This window comes from Streptomyces sp. NPDC051020 (assembly GCF_040683105.1).
Lineage (GTDB): Bacteria > Actinomycetota > Actinomycetes > Streptomycetales > Streptomycetaceae > Streptomyces.
In genome coordinates this window covers 31,776-57,754 of the sequence record NZ_JBFBCG010000051.1, presented here as the reverse complement: position 1 = coordinate 57,754, position 25,979 = coordinate 31,776, and the positions used below count along the sequence as shown (strand labels likewise).

The following is a 25,979-nucleotide window of genomic DNA, read 5'->3' as shown; positions in this document are numbered from 1 at the left end:
ACGTAGGCAACGCCCTGCTCGAAGGCAGCCAACGAACAGAAGAGCGGCGAACCGAACACCCCGCCCCCTGACCGCCACAGGTTTTATCTCAAGCTTAGGGCGTGCTTCGAAAGCAGCGTCGTCCGCCTGTAGGGCGTGCCAGACGCCGCCCGGCAGACGGGGCTTTTCGAAACACGCCCCAGGGCATCCTCAACGACGAGTGGCGTCTGCGAGATCCGGACGGCCAGATCGTGCAGGACCTCGTCCCGGCCGCGGAACGCAACCGAAGCCCGGCAGCCACGGTGTGTCCGCGATCGCCGGACGGGTTCGCCCTCAAGCCTCTCGCCGCAGCGCGTCCAGCTGGTCCAGGAACCATTGCTGCGGCGGCAGCGCCACCGCCGCGGCGGCCAGCCGCTCCGTACGCGCGGCCCGTTCGTCGTCCGCCATCGTCAAAGCCTCGTGCAGCGCCGCCGCCGTCGCGGACACGTCGTACGGGTTCACCACGACCGCGTCGCGGCCCAGCTCCTCGTACGCCCCCGCCTCCCGCGACAGCACCAGCGCGCAGCCGTGGTCGGAGACGACGGGGACCTCCTTGGCGACCAGGTTCATGCCGTCGCGGATCGGGTTGACGAGCGCCACGTCGGCCAGCCGGTACGCGGCGAGCGAGCGGGCGAAGTCGTCCTTGACGTGGAGCACGACCGGCGTCCAGCCCGACGTGCCGTACACGGCGTTGATCTCGTCGGCGACCTGCTGGACCTCGGCCGTGTAGTCGCGGTACACCGCCAGGTCCTGCCGCGAGGGGTACGCGAAGGCGACATGAACGACGCGCTCACGCCATTCCGGCCGCTCTTCGAGGAGCGCGCGGTACGCGAACAGGCCGCGCACGATGTTCTTGGACAGTTCCGTTCGGTCCACTCGTACGATCGTTCTCCGCCCGGGGCCGACCTGCTCCCGCAGCGCCGCCATCCGTTCGTCCACGTCCGCCTCGTGCGCGCGCCCGCGCAGGAAGTCCGCGTCCGCGCCGAGCCCGTGCACCCCGATCCTGGTCCGGCCGGTGCCGCCCAGGATCTCCGTGCAGCAGCCGATGAACGCGTCCGCCCAGCGCCGGGTCAGGAAGGCCGCCCGGTCCGCGCCCAGGATGCCGTGCAGCAGCTGCTCGGCGATGTCGTCGGGAAGCAGGCGGAAATAGTCGACGGGCGCCCACGGGGTGTGCGAGAAGTGGCCGATCCGAAGGTCGGGGCGGAGCTCGCGGAGCATGCCGGGGACCAGCGCCAGGTGGTAGTCCTGCACCAGCACCGTCGCGCCCTCGCCCGCCTCCTCGGCGAGCGCCTCGGCGAAGGCCCGGTTGTACGTCTCGAACGACGCCCACTGCCGCCGGAACTCCGCGTCGAAGACCGGTTCCAGCGGCGTCTGGTACAGCATGTGGTGGACGAACCAGAGCACCGAGTTCGCGATGCCGTTGTACGCGTCCGCGTGGACGGCCGGGTCGATGTCGAGCATCCGTACGCCCTGCTCGGCGACCCCGCGCCGGACCGCCTCCCGGTCCCCGTCACCGAGCGCGGCACACACCCACAGTTTGTCCTTGACGGCGCTCAGCCCGGAGACGAGCCCGCCGCCGCCGCGCCTGGCGTCGAGCGATCCGTCGGTGGCCAGCGTGTACGACACCGGGCCGCGGTTGGACGCAACGAGGACCTGGGCAGCGGACTGGGCTTCGTGCTCGGAGACCATGTTGCGGAATCTAGCCCGATCGCGAACCGCCCAAACGTGCGAAGTCAGGCCACGTCAGGCCGCGCGCCGCGAAACATACTCCGTGATCTCGCACATCGGGGGCCGCTCCTCCGTGTCCACCGGATGGGTGCGTGGCACGAAGCCGTCCTCGCCCCGCTCGAACTGGGTCAGGGCCGGGCGTATCAAGTGACCTCGGGACAGTCGGAGTTGAGCGGTGCGATAGATCGCCGCAGCCATCCGTCCCAGCGCCTGGCCGTCCTGGTGGCGGTGTCTGCGCACCCCCACGTCGACCTGTGCCAGCGCGTCCAGCCCGACGGTGTGCAGGGCGTCCACCAGGAGGCCGAGTTCCACTCCGTAACCGACGGGGAACGGCAGCCGCTCCAGCAGTGAGCGCCGCACCGCGTACTCGCCGCCGAGCGGCTGGACGAAGCCGGCCAGCTGCGGCCAGTGCAGATTGAGCAGCGGGCGGGCCACCAGTTCCGTGACGCGACCGCCCTGACCCGCGGCGTCGCCCAGGGGGCGGTCGTACATCGCCTTGACGAACTGCACCTCGGGGTCGGTGAGCAGCGGGCCGACGATTCCGGAGACGAACTCCGCGGAGAAGTCCCTCAGGTCGGCGTCGATGAAGCAGACGATCTCACCGCTGGTGACCAGGAGCGAGCGCCACAGGACCTCGCCCTTGCCGGGGAGCGCGGGTATGCGCGGGAGTATCGCGTCGCGGTGCACCACTCGGGCGCCCGCCTTCCGGGCGACTTCCGCCGTGCCGTCCGTCGAGCCGGAGTCGATCACCAGCAGCTCGTCGACCAGCGGCACCTTCTCCATCAGCTCGACCCGGATCGTCTCGACGATGGCGCCGACCGTCGCCTCCTCGTTCAGGGCGGGCAGCACCACGCTCACGCTCCCGCGCCGCGGATCCCGGCTCTTGGCGGCGACGAGCCGGTCCAGCGGGCGGTCGGCTGCCGACCAGGAACGCCCGGCCAGCCAGCGTTCGACCTCTTCCAGCACGGTCGATACTCCCTGCATGTGATCCATCTCGCGGTTCGGACGACTGTCTCAACCGTCCGGGGCTTCGGTTACAGTCTTGAACAACGCGGATGACCGTCGCATGTCGGGGTCCTCCGCCAATAAATGCCTGGGTCGTTGATCCAGTGCCATAGCGCTCATCCAGAGGGACTGAGGGAACGGCCCGTTGAAGTCCCGGCAACCCCCCTGCCGACCGCGAGGTCAGGTGGGGAAGGTGCCAATTCCGGCTCGTGGCGAAATGCGCCGCGAGGAAGATGAGGAGAAAGGGCCTCGCCATCATGGCTGTGCAGACTGTTGCAGTAAGCACCGATTCTTCCACCGGCGCCGTCGACCTCGGCCCCGCAGCGGCGCTCTCCTGCCGCGAGTGCGGAGAGCGTTTCGAGCTCGGTCCCCTTTTCGCCTGCGCGTCCTGTTTCGGGCCGCTCGAAGTGGCGTACGACCTGCCGAGCGGCTCCCCGGACGAGCTGAAGAAGCGCATCGAGACCGGACCGGACAACATCTGGCGCTACGCGCCGCTGCTGCCCGTCCCCGCCGATGTCGCGGACAAGCCCAATATCAACCCCGGCTTCACCAAGCTGGTCAAGGCCGACAACCTCGCCCGTGAGCTGGGCGTCACCGGCGGTCTGTACGTCAAGGACGACTCCGGCAACCCGACGCACTCCTTCAAGGACCGCGTCGTCGCGATCGCCGTCGAGGCCGCCCGCGCCTTCGGTTTCACCACTCTCTCCTGCTCCTCCACCGGCAACCTCGCCGGCGCGGTGGGCGCGGCCGCCGCCCGGGCCGGCTTCCGGTCCTGCGTGTTCATCCCGCACGACCTGGAGCAGGGCAAGGTCGTCATGGCCGCGGTGTACGGCGGTGAGCTGGTCGGCATCGAGGGCAACTACGACGACGTCAACCGCTTCTGCTCGGAGCTCATCGGCGACCCGCTCGGTGAGGGCTGGGGCTTCGTCAACGTCAACCTGCGCCCGTACTACGGCGAGGGCTCCAAGACGCTTGCGTACGAGATCTGCGAGCAGCTCGGCTGGCAGCTGCCCGACCAGCTCGTCATCCCGATCGCGTCCGGCTCGCAGCTCACGAAGATCGACAAGGGTCTTCAGGAGCTGATCAAGCTCGGTCTCGTCGAGGACAAGCCGTACAAGATCTTCGGCGCCCAGGCCGAGGGCTGCTCCCCGGTCTCCACGGCCTTCAAGGCCGGTCACGACGTCGTGCGCCCGCAGAAGCCGAACACGATCGCCAAGTCCCTGGCGATCGGCAATCCGGCCGACGGTCCGTACGTCCTGGACATCGCCCGCCGCACCGGCGGCGCGGTCGAGGACGTCAACGACGAGCAGATCGTCGATGCGATCAAGCTGCTGGCCCGCACCGAGGGCATCTTCGCCGAGACGGCGGGCGGGGTGACGGTCGGTGTGACGAGGAAGCTGATCGAGGCCGGTCTGCTGGACCCGACGCTCACCACGGTCGTCCTGAACACTGGTGACGGTCTGAAGACGCTGGACGCGGTCGCCCCGACGACCGGCCCGACCGCGACCATCCGGCCCAGCCTGGACGCGTTCCGCGATGCCGGCCTCGCCAACGGCTGACCCGACCACCCGAGATGTAAGGAAGGCACCCAGATGAGCGTCAAGGTCCGTATCCCCACCATCCTGCGCACCTACACGGGCGGCCAGGCCGAGGTCCCGGCCGAGGGCTCGACCCTCTCCCAGGTCATCGAGTCGCTGGAGCGGAACCACCCGGGCATCGCCGCGCGAGTCCTGGACGACCAGGGCAAGCTCCGCCGCTTCGTGAACGTGTACGTCAACGACGACGACGTCCGCTTCGAGGGCGGCCTGGAGACGGCCACCCCGGACGGCGCGGGCATCTCCATCATCCCGGCGGTCGCGGGCGGCTGCTGACGAGTGGTCGGCCCTGCGGCCGACTTCACAGCGTTACCGGAATTGCCCCCTCTGCAAGCTAAGCGGAGGGGGCAATTCTGCATGGTTGAGCGCGGTACAGTGGGGGAAGTCCCCTCCGCTGCCCGTGCCGACCGCATATGAGAATGCGCCCGCCCGCGACAAGATGCAGCCAAAGTGTTCTCACTCCTTGCGCCGTAAGTGGCCTTTGTCCGGCCCGACTTGCCCTGGAATCGCGTAAATTCCTCATCTTCGGGCGTTCGGCGCTGCCCGGAATTCTCGTCCGATTGACCTGTTGCAGAGGGCAGTTGGGCAGATACATTCAGCCGCGGTCGACGCGTTCCGGCGCACGCACCCTCTCCTGTCGGAGGGTGAGTTCTGACCCGGGTCCGCGAAGTGCGGTCCTGTGCAAGGGCCAGTAATAGGGGAGTTAGGCATGGCTCAGGGCACCGTCAAGTGGTTCAACGCGGAGAAGGGGTACGGCTTCATCGCGGTCGACGGTGGTGCGGATGTTTTCGTCCACTACAGTGCGATCCAGATGGACGGGTACCGCACCCTCGAAGAGGGTCAGCGAGTTGAATTCGAAATCTCGCAGGGCCAGAAGGGGCCGCAGGCGGACATGGTCAAGCTCGCCGTCGGCTGAGCTCGACGCGGTCGGCCAACGACACTACTCACGCACGAAGGGCCCGTACCCCCGGGGGTACGGGCCCTTCGTGCGTCCCGGAGCCTGCCCGCGACCGCGCCGACGCTGCCCGGCGCCATCCATGAACTCGAAGGGGCGCTTGCACTCGAAGGGGTCGAGTGCTAATCATTGGGCGTTAGCACTCTGACGTTGAGAGTGACAGAAGGACCGGGTCGGTGAGGCCCGCAGGCCCGGCGGGGCAAGGAACCGTCAGGCACGCAGGCCGTCCGTCGCGGGCGCCACACGGTCCGGAGCAATCCACCCCTGTCCGGGAGGACCACTTCACATGGCCAAGATCATCGCGTTCGACGAGGAAGCGCGGCGCGGCCTCGAGCGCGGGATGAACCAGCTCGCCGACGCCGTCAAGGTGACCCTCGGCCCCAAGGGCCGGAACGTCGTCCTTGAGAAGAAGTGGGGCGCACCCACGATCACCAACGATGGTGTCTCCATCGCCAAGGAGATCGAGCTCGAGGACCCGTACGAGAAGATCGGCGCAGAGCTGGTCAAGGAAGTCGCCAAGAAGACGGACGACGTCGCCGGCGACGGTACGACCACCGCCACCGTTCTCGCTCAGGCGCTCGTCCGTGAGGGCCTCCGCAACGTCGCCGCGGGTGCGAACCCGATGGCCCTCAAGCGGGGCATCGAGAAGGCCGTCGAGGCCGTCTCCGCCGCTCTGCTGGAGCAGGCCAAGGACGTGGAGACCAAGGAGCAGATCGCTTCCACGGCCTCCATCTCCGCCGCCGACACCCAGATCGGCGAGCTCATCGCCGAAGCGATGGACAAGGTCGGCAAGGAAGGCGTCATCACCGTCGAGGAGTCCCAGACCTTCGGTCTGGAGCTGGAGCTCACCGAGGGTATGCGCTTCGACAAGGGCTACATCTCGGCGTACTTCGCCACCGACATGGAGCGCATGGAGTCGTCCCTGGACGACCCGTACATCCTGATCGTCAACTCCAAGGTCAGCAACGTGAAGGACCTCCTTCCGCTGCTGGAGAAGGTCATGCAGTCCGGCAAGCCGCTGCTGATCATCGCCGAGGACGTCGAGGGTGAGGCCCTGTCGACCCTGGTCGTCAACAAGATCCGTGGCACCTTCAAGTCCGTCGCCGTCAAGGCCCCGGGCTTCGGTGACCGCCGCAAGGCCATGCTCGGCGACATCGCCATCCTCACCGGTGGCACCGTCATCTCCGAGGAGGTCGGTCTCAAGCTGGAGAACGCCGGCCTGGACCTGCTGGGCCGTGCCCGCAAGGTCGTCATCACCAAGGACGAGACGACGATCGTCGACGGCGCCGGTGACACCGACCAGGTTCAGGGTCGCGTCAACCAGATCCGTGCCGAGATCGAGAACTCCGACTCGGACTACGACCGCGAGAAGCTCCAGGAGCGCCTGGCGAAGCTGGCCGGCGGCGTGGCCGTCATCAAGGCCGGTGCCGCGACCGAGGTCGAGCTCAAGGAGCGCAAGCACCGCATCGAGGACGCCGTTCGCAACGCGAAGGCGGCCGTCGAGGAGGGCATCGTCGCCGGTGGTGGCGTGGCGCTGCTGCAGGCTTCCGCCGTCTTCGAGAAGCTGGAGCTCTCGGGTGACGAGGCGACCGGCGCCAACGCCGTCAAGCTGGCGCTGGAGGCCCCGCTCAAGCAGATCGCCGTCAACGGTGGTCTCGAGGGTGGCGTCGTCGTCGAGAAGGTGCGCAACCTGGCCGTCGGTCACGGTCTGAACGCCGCGACCGGTGAGTACGTCGACATGATCGCCGAGGGCATTCTCGACCCGGCGAAGGTCACGCGCTCCGCTCTGCAGAACGCCGCGTCGATCGCCGCGCTGTTCCTGACCACCGAGGCCGTCATCGCCGACAAGCCGGAGAAGGCCGCTGCGGCCGCTCCGGGCGGCATGCCGGGCGGTGACATGGACTTCTGATCCTGACGGATCGGTAAGTGCCTGTACGTCGGCCCCCGGGACCAGTTGGTCCCGGGGGCCGACGTCATGTCCGGACCGGTGCGGCCCTACGGCGTGATCACCATCGCAGGGAAGCGGGCCGAAGGCCCGTCCAGCAGATGGTCGTCGTGCCCGCGCAGCCACGGGGCGAAGAACGACACCACGTACACGGCGGGGCCGGCGTCGGTGCGCTCAGGCGTTGGGGCGCTTGCCGTGGTTCGCCTTCTTCTTCTTGCGACCGCGTCGCTTGTTGCCTCGCTTGGCCATGGTGAATATCTCCTTATGTCGGGATTTGTCCATGCGTCAGCCAGTTTAATACCGCACCCACATGTGGGGTCGTGGTCTCGGCGTCGGTGGTGGCGTGGCGCTGCTGTGGTCAAGCCGGCGGATGCGGAGACCGATGACGGAACGCCACGGGCGCACCGCCGACCGGCAGCGGGCGGGCCGCGCGGTCGGCTGGTCCTGACGCCGGGGGAAGATCAGAGGGCGTAGTTCTTGAGTTTGTCGGTGTCCAGGGTGATGCCGACCGGGGCAGGGAGCGAGACTGTGTCTCCGTACGCGTGCGAGGTGCGGCTTCGGTACTCGCCCTTGTGCGGGTCCGTGTAGACCACCAGCTTTTCCGCGTCACGGTCGATGAGCAGGTACACAGGGATTCCGGCGGCCGCGTAGCCGTCGCGCTTCTCGACGCGGTCGCGCCGGTCGGTGTCCGAGTCGTGCGACGTGACCTCCACGGTCATCAGGACGCCGTCCGGTGCCGCCCATTCACCGGTCTGGCCGACGAAGTGGTCGAGGGGCGCGAGAGCGCCGTCCGCCCGGGCGCGCCCTCCCCGATACTTCTCCACCTGAAGGCCCTGCTCCGGATAGAGGGCCAGTTCGGGGCGGTGCTGCATGCACTGCCGGAGCAGCCACATGACGATGGCCCCATGGATCTGGTCCGGCACCGGCTTGACCTCCAGCTTTCCGTTGATGAATTCGAGCGTCACGGTCTCGGGAGCGGACCGGGCGAGCTGCTCGAACTCCTCGACGGACATCTGTGCGTGGTCAGCGGTGCTGGGGGTCATGGCGTCGCCTCCTCCCCACCATCGTGCCCCGCTTTCGGCGCGCGTGAGCTGAACCGTCATGTCCGTGTCCTCTCGGATCGGGGGACCATCGCCGCCCGCACCTCCGCGATCCGGTCGCGGACCCCGCCGGCCGGTACCGCCCCGTGCCTGCCTGCCGGTACGGGGACCTGCTCGCCCCGGCACGGTCCGCACTCGCCGCCCGGCAGCGCCTCCGGCTGCCCCGGTGTGCCGCACTTCGCGCACTCCAGGACCCGCAGCACAGTGCGTGGGGTGTGCGGGGCAACCCGTTCGGGTGGCATTTTGGCGGTCAGGCGACTGCGGACCAGTGCCGCCGCGTGATGCACCGGCACCGGCAACCCGTCGGTCAGCGCGTGCAGCAGCTGTACCTCGGTGGCGCCCCGGTCGAACCACAACGTGACGTACGGCTCCAGCGCCGCGCAGTCCGCCCCCGACAGGCTCAGTGCAGGTGCGGTGCGGCCGAGCGCGGCGAGCAGGACGAAGGACCGGGAGCGGGTGGGCCGTTGCTGCTCCGGCGGTACGTCGCCCCTGGTGAACGCCGCCCACCAGGCGTCGTCGCGAGGTGTGCGGGAGAAGAACGTACGGGTCACCCAGCGCGCGCTGCCCGAGCCGATGAGGTGCTCGCTGCCCCGGCGCAGATGCCCGGCCCGCTGAAGGTTGTTCAGCGCGGTCCGCAGCGCGCACTGCCCGTACGGGAGCATCTTTGCGAGGGTCTTCACGGAGATGTCGGCGCCGTCCGGCAACCGGTCGACATAGGCGGCGACAGCGGTCTCACGCGGCGGCAGATGCGCGAAATCGCGTGCGGTGCGTGGGTGTTGGCCGGACGCGGACCGCTTGCCGTAACCCGGATTGGCCATCGGGTGCGACGGGGTGTGCGGGGGTACGTGCGGTGCGCACGGGGCAGCACTAAGCTTGTTGGCAGCCATTGGATCGCTCTTTTCGATCTTGTTGGTCAGGCCCCTGTTCGGTGTTCCCGCACCGGCAGGGGCCGTTCGTTATTCGGAACGCTAGAGCTTCGCGACCTTGCGTGGCAAGCCGATCACGAAAAGTGAACATGCCTGCTGGGGTGGGTGGGTGGGGAGAGGTCCCCCACCCATTCCTTGGAAAGAGGGCTCGGAGTACGGGGCTTGAGCCCCGGGGCGTACGGGCCGTCGCCGGCGCGTCAGGGGTCAGGGGTGCGTTCCCAGCTGTGGACGGGGACGCGCCCCAGCTGTCCGGCAAACACCACCCGGGCGTGGCCCGGTGCTGCGGCCAGATGATCGATTCCAAGGGTTACTGGTCGTAGCGATCCGGGACTTGCCGGATGGGCGGCGCGGCCCCGTAGGCTGAGCCCCGTCCGCACTACCTGGGAGAGGCATGACAAGTAGGTTCACCGAGTTGGCCGTTGACTGCCACGATCCGGAGAAACTCGCGGCATTCTGGTGCGAGGTCCTGGACTTCAAAGTGATCGACCGGAACGGGGGCAAGGTCGAGATCGGCTCCTGGGTACCGACCGTCGAGGATGTTCGGGCCCGCCAGATGTCGCCCACCCTGCTGTTCATCCAGGTGCCCGAGGCCAGGACCGCGAAGAACCGGCTTCACCTCGACGTCAGCCCGATCGACGGCAGCACCGACGACGAGGTGACCAGACTGCTCGGCCTCGGCGCCACCAAGACGGATGTGGGCCAAGGCCCAGACCGAAGCTGGGTGGTCATGGCCGACCCCGAGGGCAACGAGTTCTGCGTCCTGCGCACCCTGGCGCCGCCCAACTAGGACTTGTCCGGCCGATCACGGGGCACCTCGATCTGACGTCCGCCGCGGACGACCGGGAGGCCGAGATCGAGCGCATCCTCGCACTCGGCGCCCGCAGTGCGGATGCCGGGCAGAGCGGCAACGAGTCATGGACCGTGCTGGCCGATCCGGAGGGGAACGAGTTCTGCGTAGTCCGCCCGAAGCAGACCCTTATCGGTGAGGACTTGTCCGGCCGATCACGTTCGTAGCCAGATGACGAGGGCGGCGGCGGTGGCTGTGCCGAGGTAGGCGTAGCCGCGTTTGTCGTAACGGGTGGGTGCGCCACGAGGCGCCATGGAGTCGAGTGAGGTGAGAGACCTTCACCGCCGTGTTGTCGCAGCAACCCGGTTGAACCTGAGGGCAGTTTGTCTCAGGGGATGCTGGGACGGGCGGTAAGCAGCCCTGACAACGTCGGGACGGGCCGGCACTGCCAGACGGTCCGGGTTCGGCTAGCGAGACGCAAAGGTGCACGCGAGGAATCAGCGCTTGACGCCCGTAATTACGACACCGGCTCCAACCTGGCGGATACGGGCTGGATGCAGTGCACGACCACCGCTGGCCGGTGGTCGACTCCGAAGCCGAGAGATCGCCCCGCCCCACAGCGAGATCATCGCGGCGCGAGGCAAGGCATGAAGACGGCTTTTGAAGCACGGCCTAAGCGCGCTTGAGGTCCGCGATGAAGGACGACCACGTCGCCGTACGGAACACGAGTGCCGGGCCGTCCGGAACCTTTGAGTCACGGACCGGGACGACACCGGGTTGCCCGTCGGCGACTTCGAGGCAGTTGCCGCCGTCGCCGCCGCTGTACGTCGACTTCCGCCAGGTGGCGGCTTCGAGGCAGTTGCCGCCGCTTGCGTCGCTGTACGACGACCTGTGCCAGGTCGCCGTGGTCAGGTCGTAGTCAGAACTGCTGATCTTCATGGGCGTGATCCTCCGCCACGGACTCGATCAAGGCCAGGGACGCTTCCGGTGACAATGCGCTGGCCACTAGGAGATCGTAGGTCAGCTCGTATTCGGTGACGGTGGCTGGATCGTCCAGGAGTTGGCCCGAACCGAGGCTCTCCAGATAGGCAAGGGGAGGCGCATCCGAGAACGCCATCAGCTTGAGACTGCCGGCCATTGCAGCATGTCCGCCTGCGCTGTACGGCAGTGCCTGCGCGATGATCCGGTGTTCGCGGGCCAGCTTCAGGATGTGGCGGAGTGCCTCTGCCATCACTGCCGGTCCGCCGACCTCCCGACGCAGCACCGCCTCATCCAGAACTGCCCAAACCAAGGGAGTTGTTGGATCGGACAGCAGGTGTGCCCGATCCAGCCTCACCGTGGTCAGGTCGTCGATCACGTTCTCCGGTGCTGTCGGCTGGTATGCACGGAACACCGCTCGCGCGTACGCCTCCGTCTGCAGCAGACCGGGAATCAGCTGCGGTGCGTACTCCTTGATGGTCTTCGCGACGGCTTCCGCCTCCGCCGCCTCTGCGAAGTGATCCGGGTACTTCGACTTCTTCAGGGCGACGCAGTTACGTACGAAGAATCCGTCCGCATGCAGGATTTCGTCGAACTTCTGGGCCTGGTCCACCTGCATCCGGCGTGTACCGGACTCCAGTTGGCCGATGAACGAGCCACTGACGAAGAGCGGGAGACCGAGTTCTTCCTGGGAAAGACCGGCTTTGTCCCTTCGGTGCCGGAGTTCGGCGCCGAGGAGGGCGCGCGGAGAGGAGGACGGGTCGAGCTTCTTGGGCCCCGGTATGACAACTCCCTGTGACACACGTGCGGTTGTTGGTTCTGCGCCCCTTCCAGGTTAGCCGCGCGTTGGACACGCTGGGTGGACGTTGCGGTTACGGAGCGTGGAAGGTGTGCAGGATGACCAATGCAGAGCGACGACGGGTTGCTGCCAGAAGAGTTCGGGAGGCGGAGGACGCGGTGGAGAAGCTGAGGCAAGGGCTGAAAGGCGTCGGGCTCGCGCTGCCGTCGCTGCGGGTCGATCCGGTGTCATGCGCGGGGAACGAGCCCGCGCCGCTGGTGGACCTCGGACGGTGCACCATCGATACGGCGCTGCGGCTGAGTGCTGTGCTGGGCGCGGACGGGCAACAGGGAGAGCGGACATGACGGGTGAGGGGCTTGAGCCGTGTGCGCCGGAACCCGGGTCGTTCGCGGTGGATTCCCGCGACGGGCGGGTGGGGCGCGTGATGGGGTGCGTCGGACCGTACGTACAGCTGCGGCCGCCGGGCGGTGGGGCGGAGTGGGACTGTCCGCCGGAATCGGTGCGCCCGGCCCCGCTCGGGGAAGTGCTGCGGGCCAGGGTCAGGGAGGTCAACCGGGAGGGGCGGCTGCCGTGACGGTGTCGGCCGGGCAGGGCTGACCCGGCGGCGGACGTGCGGAAGGGCGACGCTCTGGGTGGGTGCCGCCCTTCGACCGGACCGGCCGGTCCGGTCGAAGGGCGAGCGTCGCGACGGCGGCGAGGCTTCCGAGCTCGGTGAACACGTGTCGCACGCGGCTCGGGTGCCGTGCGCAGTCAGGAAAATTTCAGGGAGGCCATGCCAGCGTGCCGTTCCATGACAACCGACACGAGTGAGACGTATGCGCCCGGCACGCGCTCCCGGGCGCGGCAGATGCTGAACAAGGTCCCGGAAGTAACCCTCTACTTCTGGGTGATCAAGGTGCTGTGCACCACCGTGGGCGAGACCGCGGCCGATCTGCTCAACGACAACCTGGGCATGGGGCTGACCAACACCTCGTACCTGATGAGTGCGCTGCTGGTCGTCACCCTGTTCTTCCAGTTCCGGGCGCGTGCGTATGTGCCGAGCCTGTACTGGTTGTCCGTGGTCCTGATCAGCGTCGTCGGTACGCTGATCAGCGACAATCTGACCGACAACCTCGGCGTTCCGCTCCAGACCACGACCGTGGTCTTCGCGGTGGCGCTCGCCGTCACGTTCTTCGCCTGGTACGCGAGCGAGCGGACGCTGTCCATCCACTCGATCCGGACGACGCGCCGTGAGGCGTTCTACTGGCTGGCGATCCTGTTCACGTTCGCGCTGGGCACGTCCGCGGGCGACCTCACGGCGGAGAAGCTGAACCTGGGGTACTGGCTCTCCGCGGTCGTGTTCGCCGCGCTGATCGCGGCCGTGGCGCTCGCGCACCGCACGCTGGGCTTCAACGCGGTGTGGTCGTTCTGGATCGCGTACGTCCTGACCAGGCCGCTCGGCGCCTCGCTGGGCGACTACCTGTCTCAGCCCACGGCGGACGGCGGGCTGGGGCTGGGCACGGTCGGCACCAGCATCCTGTTCCTGGTCGTCATCCTCGGCCTGGTCGTCTTCCTGACCCGGACCCGGCGCGATGTGGCGGAGGAGGGTGCCGCCCGGTCGCGGTAGCGTGACGGGATGGCGCGCATCGTGGTCATCGAGGACGATCCGGCGATCGGCAGTCGGCTGGTCGCCACCCTGCGGGTGCTGGGCCACGGCAGCCAGTGGTGCCCCGACGGGGCGAGCGCCCTCGCCGTCACGGAGCGGCTACCCGCCGCCGATCTTTTCCTCGTCGATCTGGGGCTGCCGGACATCGACGGTTTCGAACTCTGCCGCAGACTCCGTGAGCGGGCGCCGGACGCGGTGCTGGTCGTGCTGACCGCCCGTACCGGGGAAATGGATGTCATCCAGGCGCTGGAGTGCGGCGCCGACGACTACCTGACCAAGCCGTTCCGGCTCGCCGAACTCCAGGCTCGGGTCACCGCCCATCTGCGGCGCGCGGCGCCCCACACGAACGGCAGTGCACCTCATCTCCGTGTCGGGGCGCTGGTGATCGACCGGTCGGCGCGGCGCTGCACCACCCCGACCGGCGAGGTGGAACTCAGGCCCCGCGAATTCGACCTGCTGGTGCGTCTCGCGGTCCGCCCGGGGCAGGCGGTGAGCCGGGAGGATCTGATGAGCGACGTGTGGGACGAGAATTGGTTCGGCCCCACCAAGACCCTCGACGTTCATGTGGCCGCCCTCCGCCGCAAGCTCGGTGACCAGGTGCGCATCACGACGCTGCGGCAGTTCGGGTACCGGCTGGAGGACCCCACCGGGCCGTGACCGTGGCCCGGTCACGAGAAGCCATGACCGTAGTCCGGTAGGTGGAGAAAGGGCGTGCCGTGCGTCGTCGCATTCTGAGAGCCACCGTTCTCGCCGTGGCGTGCGCGGTGCTGCTCTTCGCGCTGCCGCTCGGTTACGCGGCGCTGCGGCTGTACCAGCAGGACGAGGAGCGGGAGGCGCAGTCGCTGGGCGAACAGGTCGCGCTCAGCCTGCCCGAGCGGATCACCGCCACGGGCGACCCGATCGAGCTGCCGCCCGTCGAGTCCGGTACGGACATCGCGGTGTACGGGACCGACGCCCGCCGCATCCTCGGGGCGGGTCCGGGCGCGGGTGATGCCCCGGTACGGGAGGCGGAGGCGGGCCGGGTCGTCACCCGGGAGATCGGCGACAGCCTGGTCGTGGCCGTTCCCGTGGGGGGATCGGAGCAGGTGCGGGCGGTCGTACGGGTCGCCTCACCGGCCTCCGGGCCCTTGCGGCGGGCCGCGCTGACCTGGGCCGGAATGCTGGCGCCGGCGGCGGTCGCGGTGGGTGGGGGAGCCCTGCTGGCCGTACGGTCGAGCAGGCGGCTGGCCCGCCCGCTGGAGGAGCTGGCCGGGGTCGCCCGGGAGATGGAGGGCGGCGATCTGACGGCCAGGGCGGAGCCGTCCGGGCTTCCGGAGCCGGACGCGGTCGGCCATGCGCTGGCGCGGGCTGCTGCCCGCATCGATGAACTCCTGCGCCGGGAGCGGGCGTTCAGTGCGGACGCCTCGCATCAGCTGCGTACGGCACTGACCGGCGTACGACTGGAACTGGAGATGTCCCTCGCGGCCGGTCCGGACGCTGATGTTCCGGACGCTGATGTGGAGGGCGGTGCGGATGCCGGTGTGGGTGCCGGGCCACGCGCGGCCGTCCGCTCGGCCCTGGCGCAGCTCGAACGCATGGAAACCACCCTGGACGATCTGCTCGCCCTCGCCAGGGACGTACCCGAACGGGCGCCGCTCGACCTCGCGGCCCTGCTCGCCCGTGCCGAGGGGGACTGGCACGGGCCGCTCGCCGCACAGGGGCGGCGCCTGGAGATCAGGATCGACGACGCCCTGCCGCAGGCGCTCGGCTCGCGGCGGGCCGCCCGGCAGATCCTCGACGTGCTGCTCTCCAACGCGGTGACGCACGGCCGGGGCACGGTGACCGTGCACGCGAAGGAGATGGCCGGGGTCGTCGCAGTCGATGTCGAGGACGAGGGGGACGGCATCCCCGAAGCGGCTGGGGACGGTGTCTTCGAGCGGCGGGGTGGTGAGGCCGCGCGGGCGGGTGGACCGGCCGCCGGAGGCCATGGGATCGGACTCGCGCTGGCCCGGTCACTGGCCGAGGCCGAGGGCGGGAGGCTGTTCGTCTCCCGGCCCCGGCCCCGGCCCCGGTTCACCTGGCTCCTGGCGGCGTCACCGGTGGAGGAGCAAGAAGCCTCACAGTTCCCGTAGTTCGGTCAGCGGAGGTCTGCGTGCGTGTCGCGCCGCCGCCCAGGCCGCCACCGCCAGCGTGGCCGCGGTGATACCGGCCAGCGCGACGAGATACGCCCATGGCACCGCCACCTGGTCCGGGGGCGGGTCGAAGACCCCGGAGAGCACCTTCACCAGCATGTGCGACAGGGCCCATCCCACGACCGCACCGGCCGCGCCACCCGCTACCGCGACCAGTGCCGCCTCGCTCCACACGAACCCGGACAGTTGCCGGCCCCTGGCCCCCAGCACCGAGGCCAGCGCCAGCGTGCGACGCCGTTCGGCCAGGCCCAGGGCCAGGACGAGACCGCCCGCCGCCGCACCGATCACCAGGGCGAAGCCCAGCTCGACCCGGGTGAGTCCGGCGAGATCGACCGCGGTCAGGCTGGAGCCGACGACGGTCTGCGACGACGGCAGATCCGTGACATGGGCGCTCGGGCCCAACGCCTTCTTCGCCAGGTCGGCCACCTGACGCTGGCCGGTGCCCCCGGTGTCGGCGAGCAGCGTCCCGGCGGCGCCGCTGCCCGTCGTACGCGCGATGTACGAGGCGTTGGCGACCAGGAAGCTGTCCTTCGGGGCCGTCGGGAACTCCTTGACGACACCCTGGAAGTGGAAGGGGATCGTCCGCAGTTGGCCGGTCCGTGCGTCGGTCAGACGCAGCCGCACCTGATCGCCGGGGTGCAACTGGAAGTCGTGCGCCGTCTCCGCGCTGACCAGCAGCCCGTCCGGGCGCTGAGCCAGACGGTCCATCAGGGACCGTGCGGTGCCGCCGGAGAAATAGGCGTCCTGGAGCCGCCCCGCCGACACGATGCTCGCGGGCCGTACCCCGTACAGATCCTGCAAGTCGGCACCCACATAGGCGAACCGGTGCTGGAGCGGTTCCACATGCCGTACGCCCGGAACCGCCGCCAGCTTTGCGGTGTCCGCTGCGGAGAGGGCAGGCTGGGTGACCGTGACATCGGCGCCGTTGGTCAACACCGCGTCCACCGCAGCCTGTTGGCGGTACGTGGAGTTGAAGACGCTGGTCGACACGGCGAACGCGCAGGCCAGTGCCAGCAGCACCACCGAGCGGACCACGGTGCCGCGCTGCCGGGACAGGCCGGCCGCGACCGTGCCGGACAGGACCCCGGCCGTCGGGCGGAACAGCCGGGCGAGGACCGGCCTGCCGCGGCGCAGCAGCAGATCCACCAGCAGCCAGACCACCACCGCGCCGCCCGCCCACAGCAGCGCGGGACCGGCGAACGCCCAGTAGTCGACCGACAGGGTCGGGGTGCCTTCCGGCGCCAGGACCAGGGCGTAGTTGGTGCCGCTCGTGGCGCGGAAGACGGCCAGCGAACCAGCGAGCAGGCCGAGACCCAGCACCCACCACGCGGCGCGCGGCACCGTGCGCCGCTCGACCGCGGTGCGCCCCGAGGCGATCGTCGCCCGGCGGGCGTCGTACCGGGCGGGCACCAGCACGGTCGCCGCCGCGACGAAGGTGCCGACGACGCACGCGATCAGCATCCAGGACAGCGGAATGCCCTTGCCGTGGAAGGCCCAGCGGTCCACCAGCATGGCCAGCCCCAGACCACCGGCCGCGCCGAGCACCGCGACCACGGCCGCCTCCACACCGGCCAGGCCCATCAGCCGGCCGACGGTCGCACCGCGCGTCCGCAGCAGCGCCTGCTCCTTGCGGCGACGGCCCGCACCGGACTGGGCGACCGCCCAGGTCAGGGCCGCGGCCAGCACGGCCCCGGGCACGCCGAGGAAGAGGAAGAGCAGCTGTGCGTACAGGGCGTCGGACCGGGCGGCGTCCAGGACCGAACCGAGATTGTCGCCGACCAGGCCGGTACCGGCGAGCTGCACCTCGGCGTGGTGTGCGTTGCCGGTGGCCGTGGCGTAAGCGGCGGCCGGGTCGGACGGCAGGGAGTGGGTGCGCAGGGTGTGGATCTGCGACTGCACCAGGTCGGGGCGGGCCGAGGCGAGCGGACCGAAGACCGAATCCCAGGTCTGCCGGGGCATCAGGACGACATTGTCCGGCGGCGCGGAGGGCTGCGACTGGGGCGGGGCGCCCACCTTCTGGAACAACGAGTCCGCGAACGGCAGATCGACGACACCGGCCACCTTCACCGGCACGGGCGGCAGCCCGCCCGCCCGCTTGACGGTGATCGTGTCACCGGGGGCCGCGTGCAGATTGGCGGCGGTCTGCTGGGCGAGGAGCACGCCCTGCTCCCGGCCGGCCAGCAGCCGTATCTCGCCGGGGAACGTGGCGGCGTATCCGGGAGGCAGGCCGATGACCGAACCCGCGCCGGTGTTCTGTGTCGTTCCGCCGGTGTGCGCACCCAGACCACCGGTCTGTGCGTACCCGACCGGCAGGGCCGCCCTGGTGCCGGGCAGACCCCGTACGGTGGACAGCACGTGCTGTGCGTCCGCGCCGGTGGCCACCTGCACCTGCCAGTCCACGGACACCGAACGCACCGACTGGGACGTCATGGTGGCGCGGGTCGTGGACAGGAAACCGCCGAGCGCCGCGAGCAGCGCGACGGCGACCATGATACCGAGTGCCGTCCCGATCAGGCGTCCGCTGCGCACCCGCAGCAGGCCCGAGAGCCAGATTCCGATCATCGCAACTCACGTTCCCGGTCGGGGGTTTCGGGCTGTACGAGACGGCCGTCGGCCATGTACCAGCGCTCGTCGAGGGCGCCCGCCACCCGGGCGTCATGGGTGGTGATCAGGACGGCCGCGCCGAGCGAGTCGGCGGCCGACAGCAGCACCTCCAGCACGTGCCGGGCGGTCTCGCGGTCGAGCTGGCCGGTCGGCTCGTCGGCCAGGATCAGCCGCGGCCGGCGGGCCAGCATCCGGGCGACCGCGACGCGTTGCGCCTGACCCGCGGACATCTCGTCCGGGAGTTTGGCGGCCAGCGTTCCGAGCTCCAGCTCGGCCAGGGCGGCGGACGCCCGGCCGGCGGCCTCGTCCGCCGTGAGGCCGTCGATGAGCAGGGGCAGGGAGACGTTCTCCAGGGCGGTGAGCGGCGGCAGCAGGCTGGGCCCCTGGAAGACGACCCCGATGTCCCGGGCCTGCAGGATGTCCGCAGCGCCTTCGGGGTCCGCGGTCAGCCCGGGGTGGCTGACCGTACCGGCCGTGGGCCGGTCGAGGGCCGCCATCAGATGCAGCAGGGTCGACTTGCCGGAGCCGGAAGGGCCGACCACGGCGATCCGTGCACCGGCGGGGACGACGCAGTTCGCCCCGTGCACGGCGACGACGGCGTTCGGCCCCGAGCCGTAGGTACGGGCCGCGTCCACGCAGACGACGAGCGGCTTTGCGGCCGTGGGACCGACGCCGGTCATCGCACCCACCTCCCGTCACGCAGCCGGAGCACCCGGTCGGCGACGGCGGCCACCGCGCGCGAGTGGGTGACGAGCACCATCGCCGTGCCCGCACGCGCGCGTTCGCGCAGCAGCGCGAGGACGCGGCGCTCCGTCTCCCCGTCGACCTCGCCGGTCAGCTCGTCGGCCAGCAGAACAGCCGGGTTGTTGGCCAGCGCGACGGCCAGCCCGGCGCGGGCGGCTTCACCGCCCGACAGCTGCCGGGGCAGTGCGCCCGCACGGGGGGCGATGCCGACGTCCCGGAGCAGCTCGTGCACACCGGGGCGGTCCGTGCCGCCCGAAATGCCCTGCACCAGCCGGATGTTGTCGCGGACGGTGAGGTGTTCCAGCAGGTTGCCGGACTGGAACAACACGCCGATGTAGCGGGCGCGGAGCCGGCTGCGCAGGTGTTCCTGCTGGTGGGAGAGGCGTTCACCGGCGACGTGCACGGTGCCGCCGTCGGGCTCGTCGAGCCCGGCCAGGCAGCTCAGCAACGTGGTCTTCCCGGAACCGGAAGGGCCGGTCACCGCGACGATCTCGCCCCTCTCGACCTGGAGCCCCACGCCCTGGAGCGCGAACGTCTCCTCCTCGCCCGCGCGGAAGAACCGGTACAGGGAATCGGCGGTGAGCCGGGTCTCGGTCATCACGCCCACCGGAAGGAGTCCGTCACGATGTGCCAGGGATCGACGTTGTCGGCGCCCACGGCACCGGACAGGGTCAGCACGACCTGGGTGCCGTTCTTCCAGAACGCGTACCGCTCGACATCCTGGCGCACGCTCTTCCCGGTCACCTGGTCGGGCGCCGAGTCGGCCTGGTAAGTGGCCAGCACGGCGGTTGCGCCCGAGCGCTTCACGGTGCTGACCTTCCCCACCGTGACGTTCTTCGCGCTGCGCTGGACGGCCGGCAGATCGGCCGAGCGGACCGACTGGACCGTGGGGGCCTTGTTCGCCGGACTCCGGTCGATCCGGATGCTGTTGAACTTGTCGCTGAACACCGTGGCCCCGCCCGCCTGCTGACGGGCCCACCCCTCCGGCACCTTCACCGTGTACCCGCCGCCGGACGGCGACCACGCGACGTACACCTGGTCGTCGGGGATGTCACCGGCCGGATTCACCTCCTTCGGAGGCGCGACCGTGGAGGAGGACGACGAGTGCGAGGAACCGGACGAACCGGAGGAGGAGGAACAGGCCGCGGCCCCGGTGACGACCACAAGGCCGGTCACCACGGCTGACAAGGTACGACGCATGGGGAACACCTCTGCGCGAGCGAAGGAGCCGACCGGGATGCCGACCCCACTGCGACGCTAGAAACCCACCGGCCAGCGCCGTGGTTGCGGAGGGTTAGCGGGGGGTTAACGCCGACGGGCACACGGCGGAGGGTCGCTGCGCACGTCACACGATCGTGGGACGCTGGTGGGAGCGGCGAACTGCCGCAGAACCGTCGATCTACGCTCCTTTGACAGGCCACAGGAGAAGGGACCCGCGATGACCGCCGCGATGGTCGAGAACGACCGGCCCGCTGAGGGCCGCCCGTGGGAATACCTGCTGCAGACATGGCGTGAACTGGACGTGCCCGAGGGGTGGCGCGCCGAGATCGACGAAGGGCAGATCGTCTTGGTACCACCGCCTCATGCGCATCACAACGGCATCGCCGAGATGGTGCAGCGTCGCCTGTATCGGGGTCTCCCCGAGGAACTGGGCATTTACCAGACCCTGGGCGTGCACGTTGCCCCGTTGGACAAGCTCTACGTTCCCGACCTGGTGGTCATGCCGTCGGAGCTGATCGTGGAAGCCGATCCGGAATCCAGCGATCCGATGAACGCCTCCGAGGCCCTGCTCATCGTCGAGATCACGTCGAAGGGCAATGCCCGGGAGGACCGGACGAAGAAGTACCGCTCCTACGCGCGCGCGGGCGTGCCGCTGTACCTGCTGATCGACCGATTCGACACCCGTGGCGCGATGGCCACGCTGTTCACGGAGCCGAACGAGGACGGGACGTACAAGCACTCCGACCCCGTGCCCTTCGGGAAGCCGCTCACGCTTCCCGAGCCCTTCGGCACGACGCTGCCCACGGGGGACTTTCCGGTGTGACCGGGCACGGCTGAGGGCGGCACCCGGTGCGGGTGTCGCCCTCTGTTGCGTTACGGGGGGGCAGGCGCGGGTCGGTTCCTGCGGCGGGTCCGTGGTCGGGCAGGCCGGGATACCGGTCGCCGTGACCGGTGGGTGCGGAGCGGTGCCCCGGATCGGGTCAGGTGCTGCGGGGTGCGGCCGCGAGGGCGGTGCGGAGGTGACCGTCGGACGCGGACAGGAGCGTGGCGGCGGTCGGACCGTCGACCTGGCCGAGGATGGCGAGGATCGCGTTCTTCACCTCGCCGTCGGTGGCGGTGAGCGCGGCTTCGATCTCCGTGTCGGAGGCGCCGGTGGCGAGGGAAACGATCCGGCGGGAGCGGGCGCGCAGCTTCTCGTTGGAGGCGCGGACGTCGACCATGAGGTTTCCGTACGTCTTGCCGAGCCGGATCATCGTGATCGTCGACAGCATGTTGAGGACGAGCTTCTGCGCCGTACCGGCCTTCAGGCGGGTCGAGCCGGTGAGGAGTTCCGGGCCGACGACGACCTCGATGGGGTGCTCGGCCGCGGCCCCGAGCGCCGAGTCCGCGTTGCAGGACAGGCCGATGGTCAGCGCCCCCTTGGCGCGGGCGTGCTCGACGGCTCCGATCGCATACGGCGTACGGCCGGAGGCGGAGATGCCGACCACCGTGTCGTCCGGGGTGAGATCCAGTCCGTCGAGGTCGGCGGCGGCCAGCTCCTTGCTGTCCTCGGCACCCTCGACGGCTGTGACCATCGCGGACGGGCCGCCCGCGATCAGACCGACCACCTCGGACGGGTCGGTGTTGAACGTGGGCGGGCACTCACTGGCGTCCAGGACGCCGAGCCGGCCCGCGGTGCCCGCGCCCGCGTAGATCAGCCGGCCACCACGGGCCATGCGCGCGGCGACCCCGTCGATCGCGGCGGCGATCTCGGGCAGCCGGGCGGCGACGGCAGAGGGGACGGACTGGTCCTCGCCGTTCATGATCCGGGCAATCTCCAGCGTGGCCAGCCGGTCGATCTCGGCGAGCTCGGGCCGGAACGCCTCGGTGGTGAGGGTGGCGAGCTCGGCGCGCAGCTCCCCGTACTCGGAGGGCTGATCGGGCGTCGCGGCGTTGGCGTCGGTGGTGGAGGTCATGGGGAGCGGCTCTGCTTTCTCGATCTCGTGGCTCGTACGGTTCAGCGCGTGCGGCTGGGGGCGGTTGCTCGTGTGGTCAGCGGGTGCGGGGAGTGTGGCGGTGGGCCAGTGCCTCGTACGAGGCGGCGAGCGCCGGGGCCGCCGTCTCGTACGTCCGCTGGGCAACCCCTATGAACAGGCAGTCCACGACGAGGAGCTGGCTCGTCCGGCTCGACATGGCGGCGGGGCGCAGCTCGCTCTCGCGGGCGGTGGACGTGGTCAGCACGTGGTCCGCGTACTGCGTCACCGGGCCGTCGGGGCGGCCGGTGATCGCGATCGTCGTCGCGCCCCGGTCGAACGCCACCCGGAGCGGCTCGATCACGTCACCGGTGGAACCGGAGTGGGTGATCGCGATCGCCACATCGCCGGAGCGGAGCTGCACGGCGTTGGTGACAGCCAGGTGCGGGTCCATGTGCGCGTGCGCGATCAGGCCGATGCGGAGCAGCTTCTGCCCCAGGTCCTGGGCGACGAGAGAGGAGGCACCGACGCCGTAGATGTCGATCCGGCGGGCGGTCGACGCGGCGGCGACGGCGGCACCGAGCTGCACCGTGTCGAGTCCGGCGGCCGTGTCCGCGAGGGTCTGCTGCTCGTCGAAGGCGAGCTTGGCGACCACGTCGGCGATCGGGTCGTCGACAGCTATGTCCGCCGTGACGGAGGGGGCGCGGCCGGACTGCTGGTGGGCGGCGAGCCCGGCGAGGGCGAGGCGCAGATCCCGGTAGCCGGGGTAGCCGAGGAGGCGGGCCGTGCGGACCACGGTCGCCTCGCTGGTGCCGGTGAGCTCGGCGAGACCGGTGACCGTCAGGGCGGCGCAGCCGGCCGGGTCACCGGCTACGGCCTCGGCGACCCGCTGCATGGAGCGCGTCATGGACGGCGCGAGCGTCCGCACCTTGGCCGCGAGCGCGGCCGGAGCGGGCGGCGCATCACCGCTGAAACTTTCCTTCAGGTCATGGGTCACCTTTGGAAGGTATTTTCAACACTGTGGTCCGTCAACCCCCTGTGGTCCCGACCTCTGACGGAACGGAGGCCGGGACGGGTGACTGGACGCAGGACATGGTCGCACTCGGGGTGACAATGGCTGCATGGAGCTGAACCGCCTGGAGCAGGCGCTGCACACCGCCCGCGCCTTGGTCATGGCCGATCTCGCCGCAGGCGGTGTCGCCGAGGCCGAGATCGTCTCGCTCGTCGAGGACGCGGTGACGCACCGGCGCTGGTGGGTCGAGCACTGGCCGGACGGCGTGGATTACGTCGTCGGCCTCGTCGCCCAGGACGTCCAGGACGCGCTGCTGGAGCGGTACGGCCGCTGGCCGCTCTGCCCCGTGTGCGACGCGGGCGACCCGCACGCCCTCGACGTCGAACCGGAGCTGGGCCCGGACCCGCGCTGGGTCTGCACCAAGGCGACCGTGATGGTGGCGCGCGTGGGCGCGCTGAGCGGAGTGCTCGGCCGGTGACGGTCTATATCGACCCGCCCGACTGGCCGGGCCACGGTCGGCTCTGGTCGCATCTGGTCAGCGACGTGTCCTTCGACGAACTGCACGCGTTCGCCGCCGCCATCGGCTGCCCGCCGCAGGCGTTCGAGCGGGACCACTACGACGTACCGGAAACGCGGTACGCGGACGCGGTGCGGGCCGGGGCCGTCGAGATCGGTTCGAAGGAGCTCGTCCGTCGGCTCACGGAGGCGGGACTGCGGCGCCCCAAAGGGCGCCCGGCACGCGGCCGGGTGCCCGGCGGCTGAACGACTGCCGAAGCCACACCGCTCAGGCGGCGGAGGAGCTTCACGCTTCCACGTCGACGGACGCCGGCGAGGACGTCACGGCGGGCGACCCGGTCACCCGGCGCGACCGGGCCCCGCTGTGCAGCCGCAGCGAGAACACCACGGCGACCAGCGCCAGGGCCGTCATCGCCGCGCCCGCCCAGGCAGTCCCCTCGAAGCCGAAGTCCGCGTCGATCACCGTGCCGCCCAGCCAGGGGCCGCCCGTGTTGCCGAGGTTGAACGCGGCGGTCGTCGTCGCACCCGCCAGGGTCGGGGCCGCGCCCGCGATGTTGAACATCCGGGCGTTCAGCGCCGGGGCCGTGTAGAACGCCGACACGCCCAGCAGGAACGCCAGCCCGACCGCGGCGACCTGGTTCGAGGCGAACAGCGCCAGCGCGACCAGGAAGACTGTCGAGGCCGCGATACCGCTCATCAGCACCCCGAAGAGGTGCGCGTCCGCGACCCGGCCGCCGATCGTCGTACCGACCAGCGCCCCGATCCCGAACAGCGCGAGAACCGTCGGAACCCAGCCCGAATCCAGCCCGGCCACATCTGTCAGCAACGGCGCCAGATAGCTGAACGCGCAGAAGACCCCGCCCGCCGCGAGCGCCGTGATCACGATCGACAGCCACACCTGCCGGTCACGGTAGATGGACATCTCCCGCCCCAGCTGCGGCTTCTCCTCGGGGAGCGGGATGCGGGGGATGAGCGTCGCGACACCGACGAGCGCCACGGCGGACGCCGCGCCGACCGCCCAGAACGCCGACCGCCAGCCGAGGTTCTCACCGAGGAACGCCCCCAGCGGTACGCCGAGGACGTTCGCGATCGACAGCCCGCCGATCATCACGGCCATCGCTCTGGCCCGCGCGTTCACCGGCACCATCGCGATGGCGACCGCCGCCCCCACCGCCCAGAACCCGGCGCACGCGAAGGCGCTCACCACGCGGGAGGCGAAGAGCACCTCGTACGTCGGCGCGAGCGCTCCCGCGACCTGCCCGAGGCCGAAGACCGAGATCAGTGTGATGAGGGTGGTGCGGCGCGGCAGCCGGAGCGTGGCCACGGCGAGCAGGGGTGCGCCTATCACCATGCCGATGGCGAAGGCGGATATGAGGAGTCCGGCCCGGGGGATCGACACGTTCATGTCGTCGGCGATAGGCGGCAACAGCCCGGAGAGCATGAACTCACTGGTGCCCAGGGCGAAGACCGAGAGGCCCAGAATGTATACGGCGAGTGGCATGCGTGAGCGGCGAGCGGCAGAGTCGGGCATGACAGCTGCCAACAGCGACCACGGGCGTTACATTCCCGTATCGGGATATCTCGTCGGCCGTCTCAACGGGTGAGCAGTTCCAGCTCGGTCAGTAGGTTCTGCCGGGCCCGCGGTTCCCACTCGGCGAACCCGTGCGGCGTACGGAACAGCCGCGGCAGTCCGAGCAGCTGTCGCAGGATGGCCGCACGCCCGCTTCGGAAGGCTTCGTCGGGGACGAAGCCGTACTCGTCCCGCACCTGGGCCGCGTATGCCGCGTACTCCTTGGGGGCGGCCGCCAGGATGGCCAGGTCCGCGTCGCACAGCACCTCGCCGTTGGTGTCGCCGCCCGCCGGGTCATGGGTGACGGTCAGCCGGACCAGCCGTGCGACCTCGGCGGTGACGGCGTCCGGGACCCCGGCCTCGGGCAGGGCGCGCTCGGCGAGGGCGGCGCTGCGCTCCTCGTTCTCGGAGCGGTCCGGGCGGTACACCGCGTCGTGGAACCAGGCGGCGAGGCGGACCGCGTCCGCGGCGGCGGCGTGACCGGCGAGGGTGTCGATGCGGTCGAGGACCGCCGTCAGATGGGCGGTGGTGTGGTAGCGGCGCTGCGGTTCGGCCCAGCGGGCGAGCAGGTTGTCGGCGTACGGCAGCGGATCGGGGCCGGTCCCGCCTCCCCGCACGGCGAGCAGAGCATCGCTCCAGCGGGCCCGGAGCGCGTCCGCGGCGTCGGGGGAAGATCCGCTCTCGTGCGCGCTCTCGTCCGTCATACGC

The 25,979-nt window shown here is 70.1% G+C and carries 27 protein-coding genes, 1 pseudogene and 1 riboswitch; of the genes and pseudogenes, 14 read left to right on the top strand and 14 right to left on the bottom strand.

Going from position 1 to position 25,979, the window contains the following annotated elements; genetic code table 11:
- Nucleotides 1-312: 312 nt before the first annotated feature.
- A complete protein-coding gene (locus AB0N06_RS25530) occupies nt 313-1,707 on the bottom strand; it encodes a trehalose-6-phosphate synthase (protein WP_366136998.1) in 1,395 nt (464 codons plus the stop codon).
- Between the two features lie 54 nt (nt 1,708-1,761).
- Nucleotides 1,762-2,712, bottom strand: a complete 951-nt coding sequence (locus AB0N06_RS25525; protein WP_366137000.1) for a glucosyl-3-phosphoglycerate synthase — start codon at nt 2,710-2,712, stop codon at nt 1,762-1,764.
- A gap of 152 nt (nt 2,713-2,864) precedes the next feature.
- Nucleotides 2,865-2,991, top strand: a riboswitch (SAM riboswitch).
- A gap of 17 nt (nt 2,992-3,008) precedes the next feature.
- Between AB0N06_RS25525 and thrC the strand changes: the two genes are divergently transcribed.
- From thrC to groL, 4 genes are all read left to right on the top strand, one after another.
- Nucleotides 3,009-4,310, top strand: a complete 1,302-nt coding sequence (gene thrC, locus AB0N06_RS25520; RefSeq protein WP_366136997.1) for a threonine synthase — start codon at nt 3,009-3,011, stop codon at nt 4,308-4,310.
- Between the two features lie 33 nt (nt 4,311-4,343).
- Nucleotides 4,344-4,622 (top strand): MoaD/ThiS family protein, encoded by a 279-nt coding sequence (locus tag AB0N06_RS25515; protein ID WP_266730791.1) that lies wholly within the window; start codon nt 4,344-4,346, stop codon nt 4,620-4,622.
- Nucleotides 4,623-5,055: 433 nt separating this feature from the next.
- Entirely contained in the window at nt 5,056-5,262 is a 207-nt protein-coding gene (locus AB0N06_RS25510; RefSeq protein ID WP_003967346.1) for a cold-shock protein, read from the top strand.
- Between the two features lie 325 nt (nt 5,263-5,587).
- Nucleotides 5,588-7,210, top strand: coding sequence for a chaperonin GroEL (groL, locus tag AB0N06_RS25505; protein WP_358861679.1), 1,623 nt, complete (start codon nt 5,588-5,590; stop codon nt 7,208-7,210).
- A 497-nt stretch (nt 7,211-7,707) separates the two neighbouring features.
- Here groL and AB0N06_RS25500 read toward each other — a convergent pair whose 3' ends face one another.
- Nucleotides 7,708-8,289 carry a Uma2 family endonuclease gene (locus AB0N06_RS25500; RefSeq protein ID WP_366136996.1) on the bottom strand — a complete coding sequence of 194 codons (582 nt, stop codon included), beginning with the start codon at nt 8,287-8,289 and terminating at the stop codon, nt 7,708-7,710.
- 56 nt (nt 8,290-8,345) lie between these two features.
- Complete coding sequence (locus AB0N06_RS25495; protein ID WP_366136995.1) at nt 8,346-9,233, bottom strand: hypothetical protein; 888 nt, start codon at nt 9,231-9,233, stop codon at nt 8,346-8,348.
- A gap of 430 nt (nt 9,234-9,663) precedes the next feature.
- On the opposite strand from AB0N06_RS25495, the gene AB0N06_RS25490 reads away from it, so the two are divergent.
- Together AB0N06_RS25490 and AB0N06_RS25485 are read left to right on the top strand one after the other, a co-directional pair.
- Nucleotides 9,664-10,059, top strand: a complete 396-nt coding sequence (locus AB0N06_RS25490) for a VOC family protein (protein WP_366136994.1) — start codon at nt 9,664-9,666, stop codon at nt 10,057-10,059.
- Between the two features lie 23 nt (nt 10,060-10,082).
- A pseudogene (locus AB0N06_RS25485) lies at nt 10,083-10,286 on the top strand (VOC family protein); the annotation flags it as partial.
- Between the two features lie 445 nt (nt 10,287-10,731).
- On the opposite strand, the gene AB0N06_RS25480 reads toward AB0N06_RS25485, so the two are convergent.
- The gene (locus tag AB0N06_RS25480) at nt 10,732-10,998 is read right to left on the bottom strand and encodes a DUF397 domain-containing protein (protein ID WP_366136993.1); all 267 of its coding nucleotides are present in this window, start codon (nt 10,996-10,998) and stop codon (nt 10,732-10,734) included.
- Complete coding sequence (locus AB0N06_RS25475) at nt 10,979-11,821, bottom strand: helix-turn-helix transcriptional regulator (protein WP_366136999.1); 843 nt, start codon at nt 11,819-11,821, stop codon at nt 10,979-10,981. The genes AB0N06_RS25480 and AB0N06_RS25475 overlap by 20 nt, the downstream gene beginning before the upstream one ends.
- A gap of 113 nt (nt 11,822-11,934) precedes the next feature.
- Here AB0N06_RS25475 and AB0N06_RS25470 point away from each other — a divergent pair, with 113 nt between their 5' ends.
- The 5 genes from AB0N06_RS25470 to AB0N06_RS25450 all read left to right on the top strand — a co-directional run bounded on the left by AB0N06_RS25470 (nt 11,935) and on the right by AB0N06_RS25450 (nt 15,592).
- Nucleotides 11,935-12,180 carry a hypothetical protein gene (locus AB0N06_RS25470; RefSeq protein ID WP_366136992.1) on the top strand — a complete coding sequence of 82 codons (246 nt, stop codon included), beginning with the start codon at nt 11,935-11,937 and terminating at the stop codon, nt 12,178-12,180.
- Complete coding sequence (locus AB0N06_RS25465) at nt 12,177-12,410, top strand: hypothetical protein (RefSeq protein ID WP_366136991.1); 234 nt, start codon at nt 12,177-12,179, stop codon at nt 12,408-12,410. Before AB0N06_RS25470 ends, AB0N06_RS25465 begins: the two co-directional genes overlap by 4 nt.
- A 216-nt stretch (nt 12,411-12,626) precedes the next feature.
- Complete coding sequence (locus tag AB0N06_RS25460; protein WP_366136990.1) at nt 12,627-13,442, top strand: hypothetical protein; 816 nt, start codon at nt 12,627-12,629, stop codon at nt 13,440-13,442.
- A gap of 9 nt (nt 13,443-13,451) precedes the next feature.
- On the top strand, nt 13,452-14,138 hold the full coding sequence (locus AB0N06_RS25455) for a response regulator transcription factor (RefSeq protein WP_366136989.1): 687 nt from the start codon (nt 13,452-13,454) through the stop codon (nt 14,136-14,138).
- Between the two features lie 59 nt (nt 14,139-14,197).
- On the top strand, nt 14,198-15,592 hold the full coding sequence (locus AB0N06_RS25450; RefSeq protein WP_366136988.1) for an ATP-binding protein: 1,395 nt from the start codon (nt 14,198-14,200) through the stop codon (nt 15,590-15,592).
- Here the strand turns inward: AB0N06_RS25450 and AB0N06_RS25445 are convergent.
- Genes AB0N06_RS25445 through AB0N06_RS25430 form a run of 4 tightly spaced genes read right to left on the bottom strand, consistent with a single transcriptional unit; the run spans nt 15,578 to nt 20,200 of the window.
- The gene (locus AB0N06_RS25445; RefSeq protein WP_366136987.1) at nt 15,578-18,214 is read right to left on the bottom strand and encodes an ABC transporter permease; all 2,637 of its coding nucleotides are present in this window, start codon (nt 18,212-18,214) and stop codon (nt 15,578-15,580) included. The two genes, AB0N06_RS25450 and AB0N06_RS25445, sit on opposite strands and share 15 nt — an antisense overlap.
- The gene (locus tag AB0N06_RS25440) at nt 18,211-18,936 is read right to left on the bottom strand and encodes an ABC transporter ATP-binding protein (protein ID WP_366136986.1); all 726 of its coding nucleotides are present in this window, start codon (nt 18,934-18,936) and stop codon (nt 18,211-18,213) included. The genes AB0N06_RS25445 and AB0N06_RS25440 overlap by 4 nt, the downstream gene beginning before the upstream one ends.
- Nucleotides 18,933-19,598, bottom strand: coding sequence for an ABC transporter ATP-binding protein (locus tag AB0N06_RS25435; RefSeq protein WP_366136985.1), 666 nt, complete (start codon nt 19,596-19,598; stop codon nt 18,933-18,935). Before AB0N06_RS25435 ends, AB0N06_RS25440 begins: the two co-directional genes overlap by 4 nt.
- The gene (locus AB0N06_RS25430) at nt 19,598-20,200 is read right to left on the bottom strand and encodes a hypothetical protein (protein ID WP_366136984.1); all 603 of its coding nucleotides are present in this window, start codon (nt 20,198-20,200) and stop codon (nt 19,598-19,600) included. The genes AB0N06_RS25435 and AB0N06_RS25430 overlap by 1 nt, the downstream gene beginning before the upstream one ends.
- A 238-nt stretch (nt 20,201-20,438) precedes the next feature.
- Between AB0N06_RS25430 and AB0N06_RS25425 the strand changes: the two genes are divergently transcribed.
- Nucleotides 20,439-21,044, top strand: a complete 606-nt coding sequence (locus AB0N06_RS25425) for a Uma2 family endonuclease (RefSeq protein ID WP_366136983.1) — start codon at nt 20,439-20,441, stop codon at nt 21,042-21,044.
- 157 nt (nt 21,045-21,201) lie between these two features.
- Here the strand turns inward: AB0N06_RS25425 and murQ are convergent, their stop codons facing one another.
- Nucleotides 21,202-22,176 (bottom strand): N-acetylmuramic acid 6-phosphate etherase, encoded by a 975-nt coding sequence (murQ, locus tag AB0N06_RS25420; RefSeq protein ID WP_366136982.1) that lies wholly within the window; start codon nt 22,174-22,176, stop codon nt 21,202-21,204.
- Nucleotides 22,177-22,252: 76 nt separating this feature from the next.
- Complete coding sequence (locus tag AB0N06_RS25415) at nt 22,253-23,170, bottom strand: MurR/RpiR family transcriptional regulator (RefSeq protein ID WP_366136981.1); 918 nt, start codon at nt 23,168-23,170, stop codon at nt 22,253-22,255.
- A gap of 124 nt (nt 23,171-23,294) precedes the next feature.
- Here AB0N06_RS25415 and AB0N06_RS25410 point away from each other — a divergent pair, with 124 nt between their 5' ends.
- Together AB0N06_RS25410 and AB0N06_RS25405 are read left to right on the top strand one after the other, a co-directional pair.
- Complete coding sequence (locus AB0N06_RS25410) at nt 23,295-23,663, top strand: hypothetical protein (protein ID WP_366136980.1); 369 nt, start codon at nt 23,295-23,297, stop codon at nt 23,661-23,663.
- Nucleotides 23,660-23,947, top strand: coding sequence for a DUF4031 domain-containing protein (locus AB0N06_RS25405; protein ID WP_366136979.1), 288 nt, complete (start codon nt 23,660-23,662; stop codon nt 23,945-23,947). The genes AB0N06_RS25410 and AB0N06_RS25405 overlap by 4 nt, the downstream gene beginning before the upstream one ends.
- Before the next feature lie 40 nt (nt 23,948-23,987).
- Here the strand turns inward: AB0N06_RS25405 and AB0N06_RS25400 are convergent, their stop codons facing one another.
- On the bottom strand, nt 23,988-25,202 hold the full coding sequence (locus AB0N06_RS25400; RefSeq protein ID WP_366136978.1) for a Cmx/CmrA family chloramphenicol efflux MFS transporter: 1,215 nt from the start codon (nt 25,200-25,202) through the stop codon (nt 23,988-23,990).
- Nucleotides 25,203-25,294: 92 nt separating this feature from the next.
- Nucleotides 25,295-25,975 (bottom strand): hypothetical protein, encoded by a 681-nt coding sequence (locus AB0N06_RS25395; protein ID WP_366136977.1) that lies wholly within the window; start codon nt 25,973-25,975, stop codon nt 25,295-25,297.
- Between the last annotated feature and the right edge of the window lie 4 nt (nt 25,976-25,979).

Coding starts and splice junctions, on each gene's coding strand:
- AB0N06_RS25530 (WP_366136998.1), bottom strand. CDS start 1,707: ATGGTCTCCGAGCACGAAGCCCAGTCCGCTGCCCAGGTCCTCGTTGCG.
- AB0N06_RS25500 (WP_366136996.1), bottom strand. CDS start 8,289: ATGACCCCCAGCACCGCTGACCACGCACAGATGTCCGTCGAGGAGTTC.
- AB0N06_RS25410 (WP_366136980.1), top strand. CDS start 23,295: ATGGAGCTGAACCGCCTGGAGCAGGCGCTGCACACCGCCCGCGCCTTG.
- AB0N06_RS25440 (WP_366136986.1), bottom strand. CDS start 18,936: ATGACCGGCGTCGGTCCCACGGCCGCAAAGCCGCTCGTCGTCTGCGTG.
- AB0N06_RS25480 (WP_366136993.1), bottom strand. CDS start 10,998: ATGAAGATCAGCAGTTCTGACTACGACCTGACCACGGCGACCTGGCAC.
- AB0N06_RS25465 (WP_366136991.1), top strand. CDS start 12,177: ATGACGGGTGAGGGGCTTGAGCCGTGTGCGCCGGAACCCGGGTCGTTC.
- AB0N06_RS25425 (WP_366136983.1), top strand. CDS start 20,439: ATGACCGCCGCGATGGTCGAGAACGACCGGCCCGCTGAGGGCCGCCCG.
- AB0N06_RS25400 (WP_366136978.1), bottom strand. CDS start 25,202: ATGCCACTCGCCGTATACATTCTGGGCCTCTCGGTCTTCGCCCTGGGC.
- AB0N06_RS25460 (WP_366136990.1), top strand. CDS start 12,627: ATGACAACCGACACGAGTGAGACGTATGCGCCCGGCACGCGCTCCCGG.
- AB0N06_RS25510 (WP_003967346.1), top strand. CDS start 5,056: ATGGCTCAGGGCACCGTCAAGTGGTTCAACGCGGAGAAGGGGTACGGC.
- groL (WP_358861679.1), top strand. CDS start 5,588: ATGGCCAAGATCATCGCGTTCGACGAGGAAGCGCGGCGCGGCCTCGAG.
- AB0N06_RS25445 (WP_366136987.1), bottom strand. CDS start 18,214: ATGATCGGAATCTGGCTCTCGGGCCTGCTGCGGGTGCGCAGCGGACGC.
- AB0N06_RS25490 (WP_366136994.1), top strand. CDS start 9,664: ATGACAAGTAGGTTCACCGAGTTGGCCGTTGACTGCCACGATCCGGAG.
- AB0N06_RS25470 (WP_366136992.1), top strand. CDS start 11,935: ATGACCAATGCAGAGCGACGACGGGTTGCTGCCAGAAGAGTTCGGGAG.
- murQ (WP_366136982.1), bottom strand. CDS start 22,176: ATGACCTCCACCACCGACGCCAACGCCGCGACGCCCGATCAGCCCTCC.
- AB0N06_RS25435 (WP_366136985.1), bottom strand. CDS start 19,598: ATGACCGAGACCCGGCTCACCGCCGATTCCCTGTACCGGTTCTTCCGC.
- AB0N06_RS25455 (WP_366136989.1), top strand. CDS start 13,452: ATGGCGCGCATCGTGGTCATCGAGGACGATCCGGCGATCGGCAGTCGG.
- AB0N06_RS25430 (WP_366136984.1), bottom strand. CDS start 20,200: ATGCGTCGTACCTTGTCAGCCGTGGTGACCGGCCTTGTGGTCGTCACC.
- AB0N06_RS25515 (WP_266730791.1), top strand. CDS start 4,344: ATGAGCGTCAAGGTCCGTATCCCCACCATCCTGCGCACCTACACGGGC.
- AB0N06_RS25495 (WP_366136995.1), bottom strand. CDS start 9,233: ATGGCTGCCAACAAGCTTAGTGCTGCCCCGTGCGCACCGCACGTACCC.
- AB0N06_RS25395 (WP_366136977.1), bottom strand. CDS start 25,975: ATGACGGACGAGAGCGCGCACGAGAGCGGATCTTCCCCCGACGCCGCG.
- thrC (WP_366136997.1), top strand. CDS start 3,009: ATGGCTGTGCAGACTGTTGCAGTAAGCACCGATTCTTCCACCGGCGCC.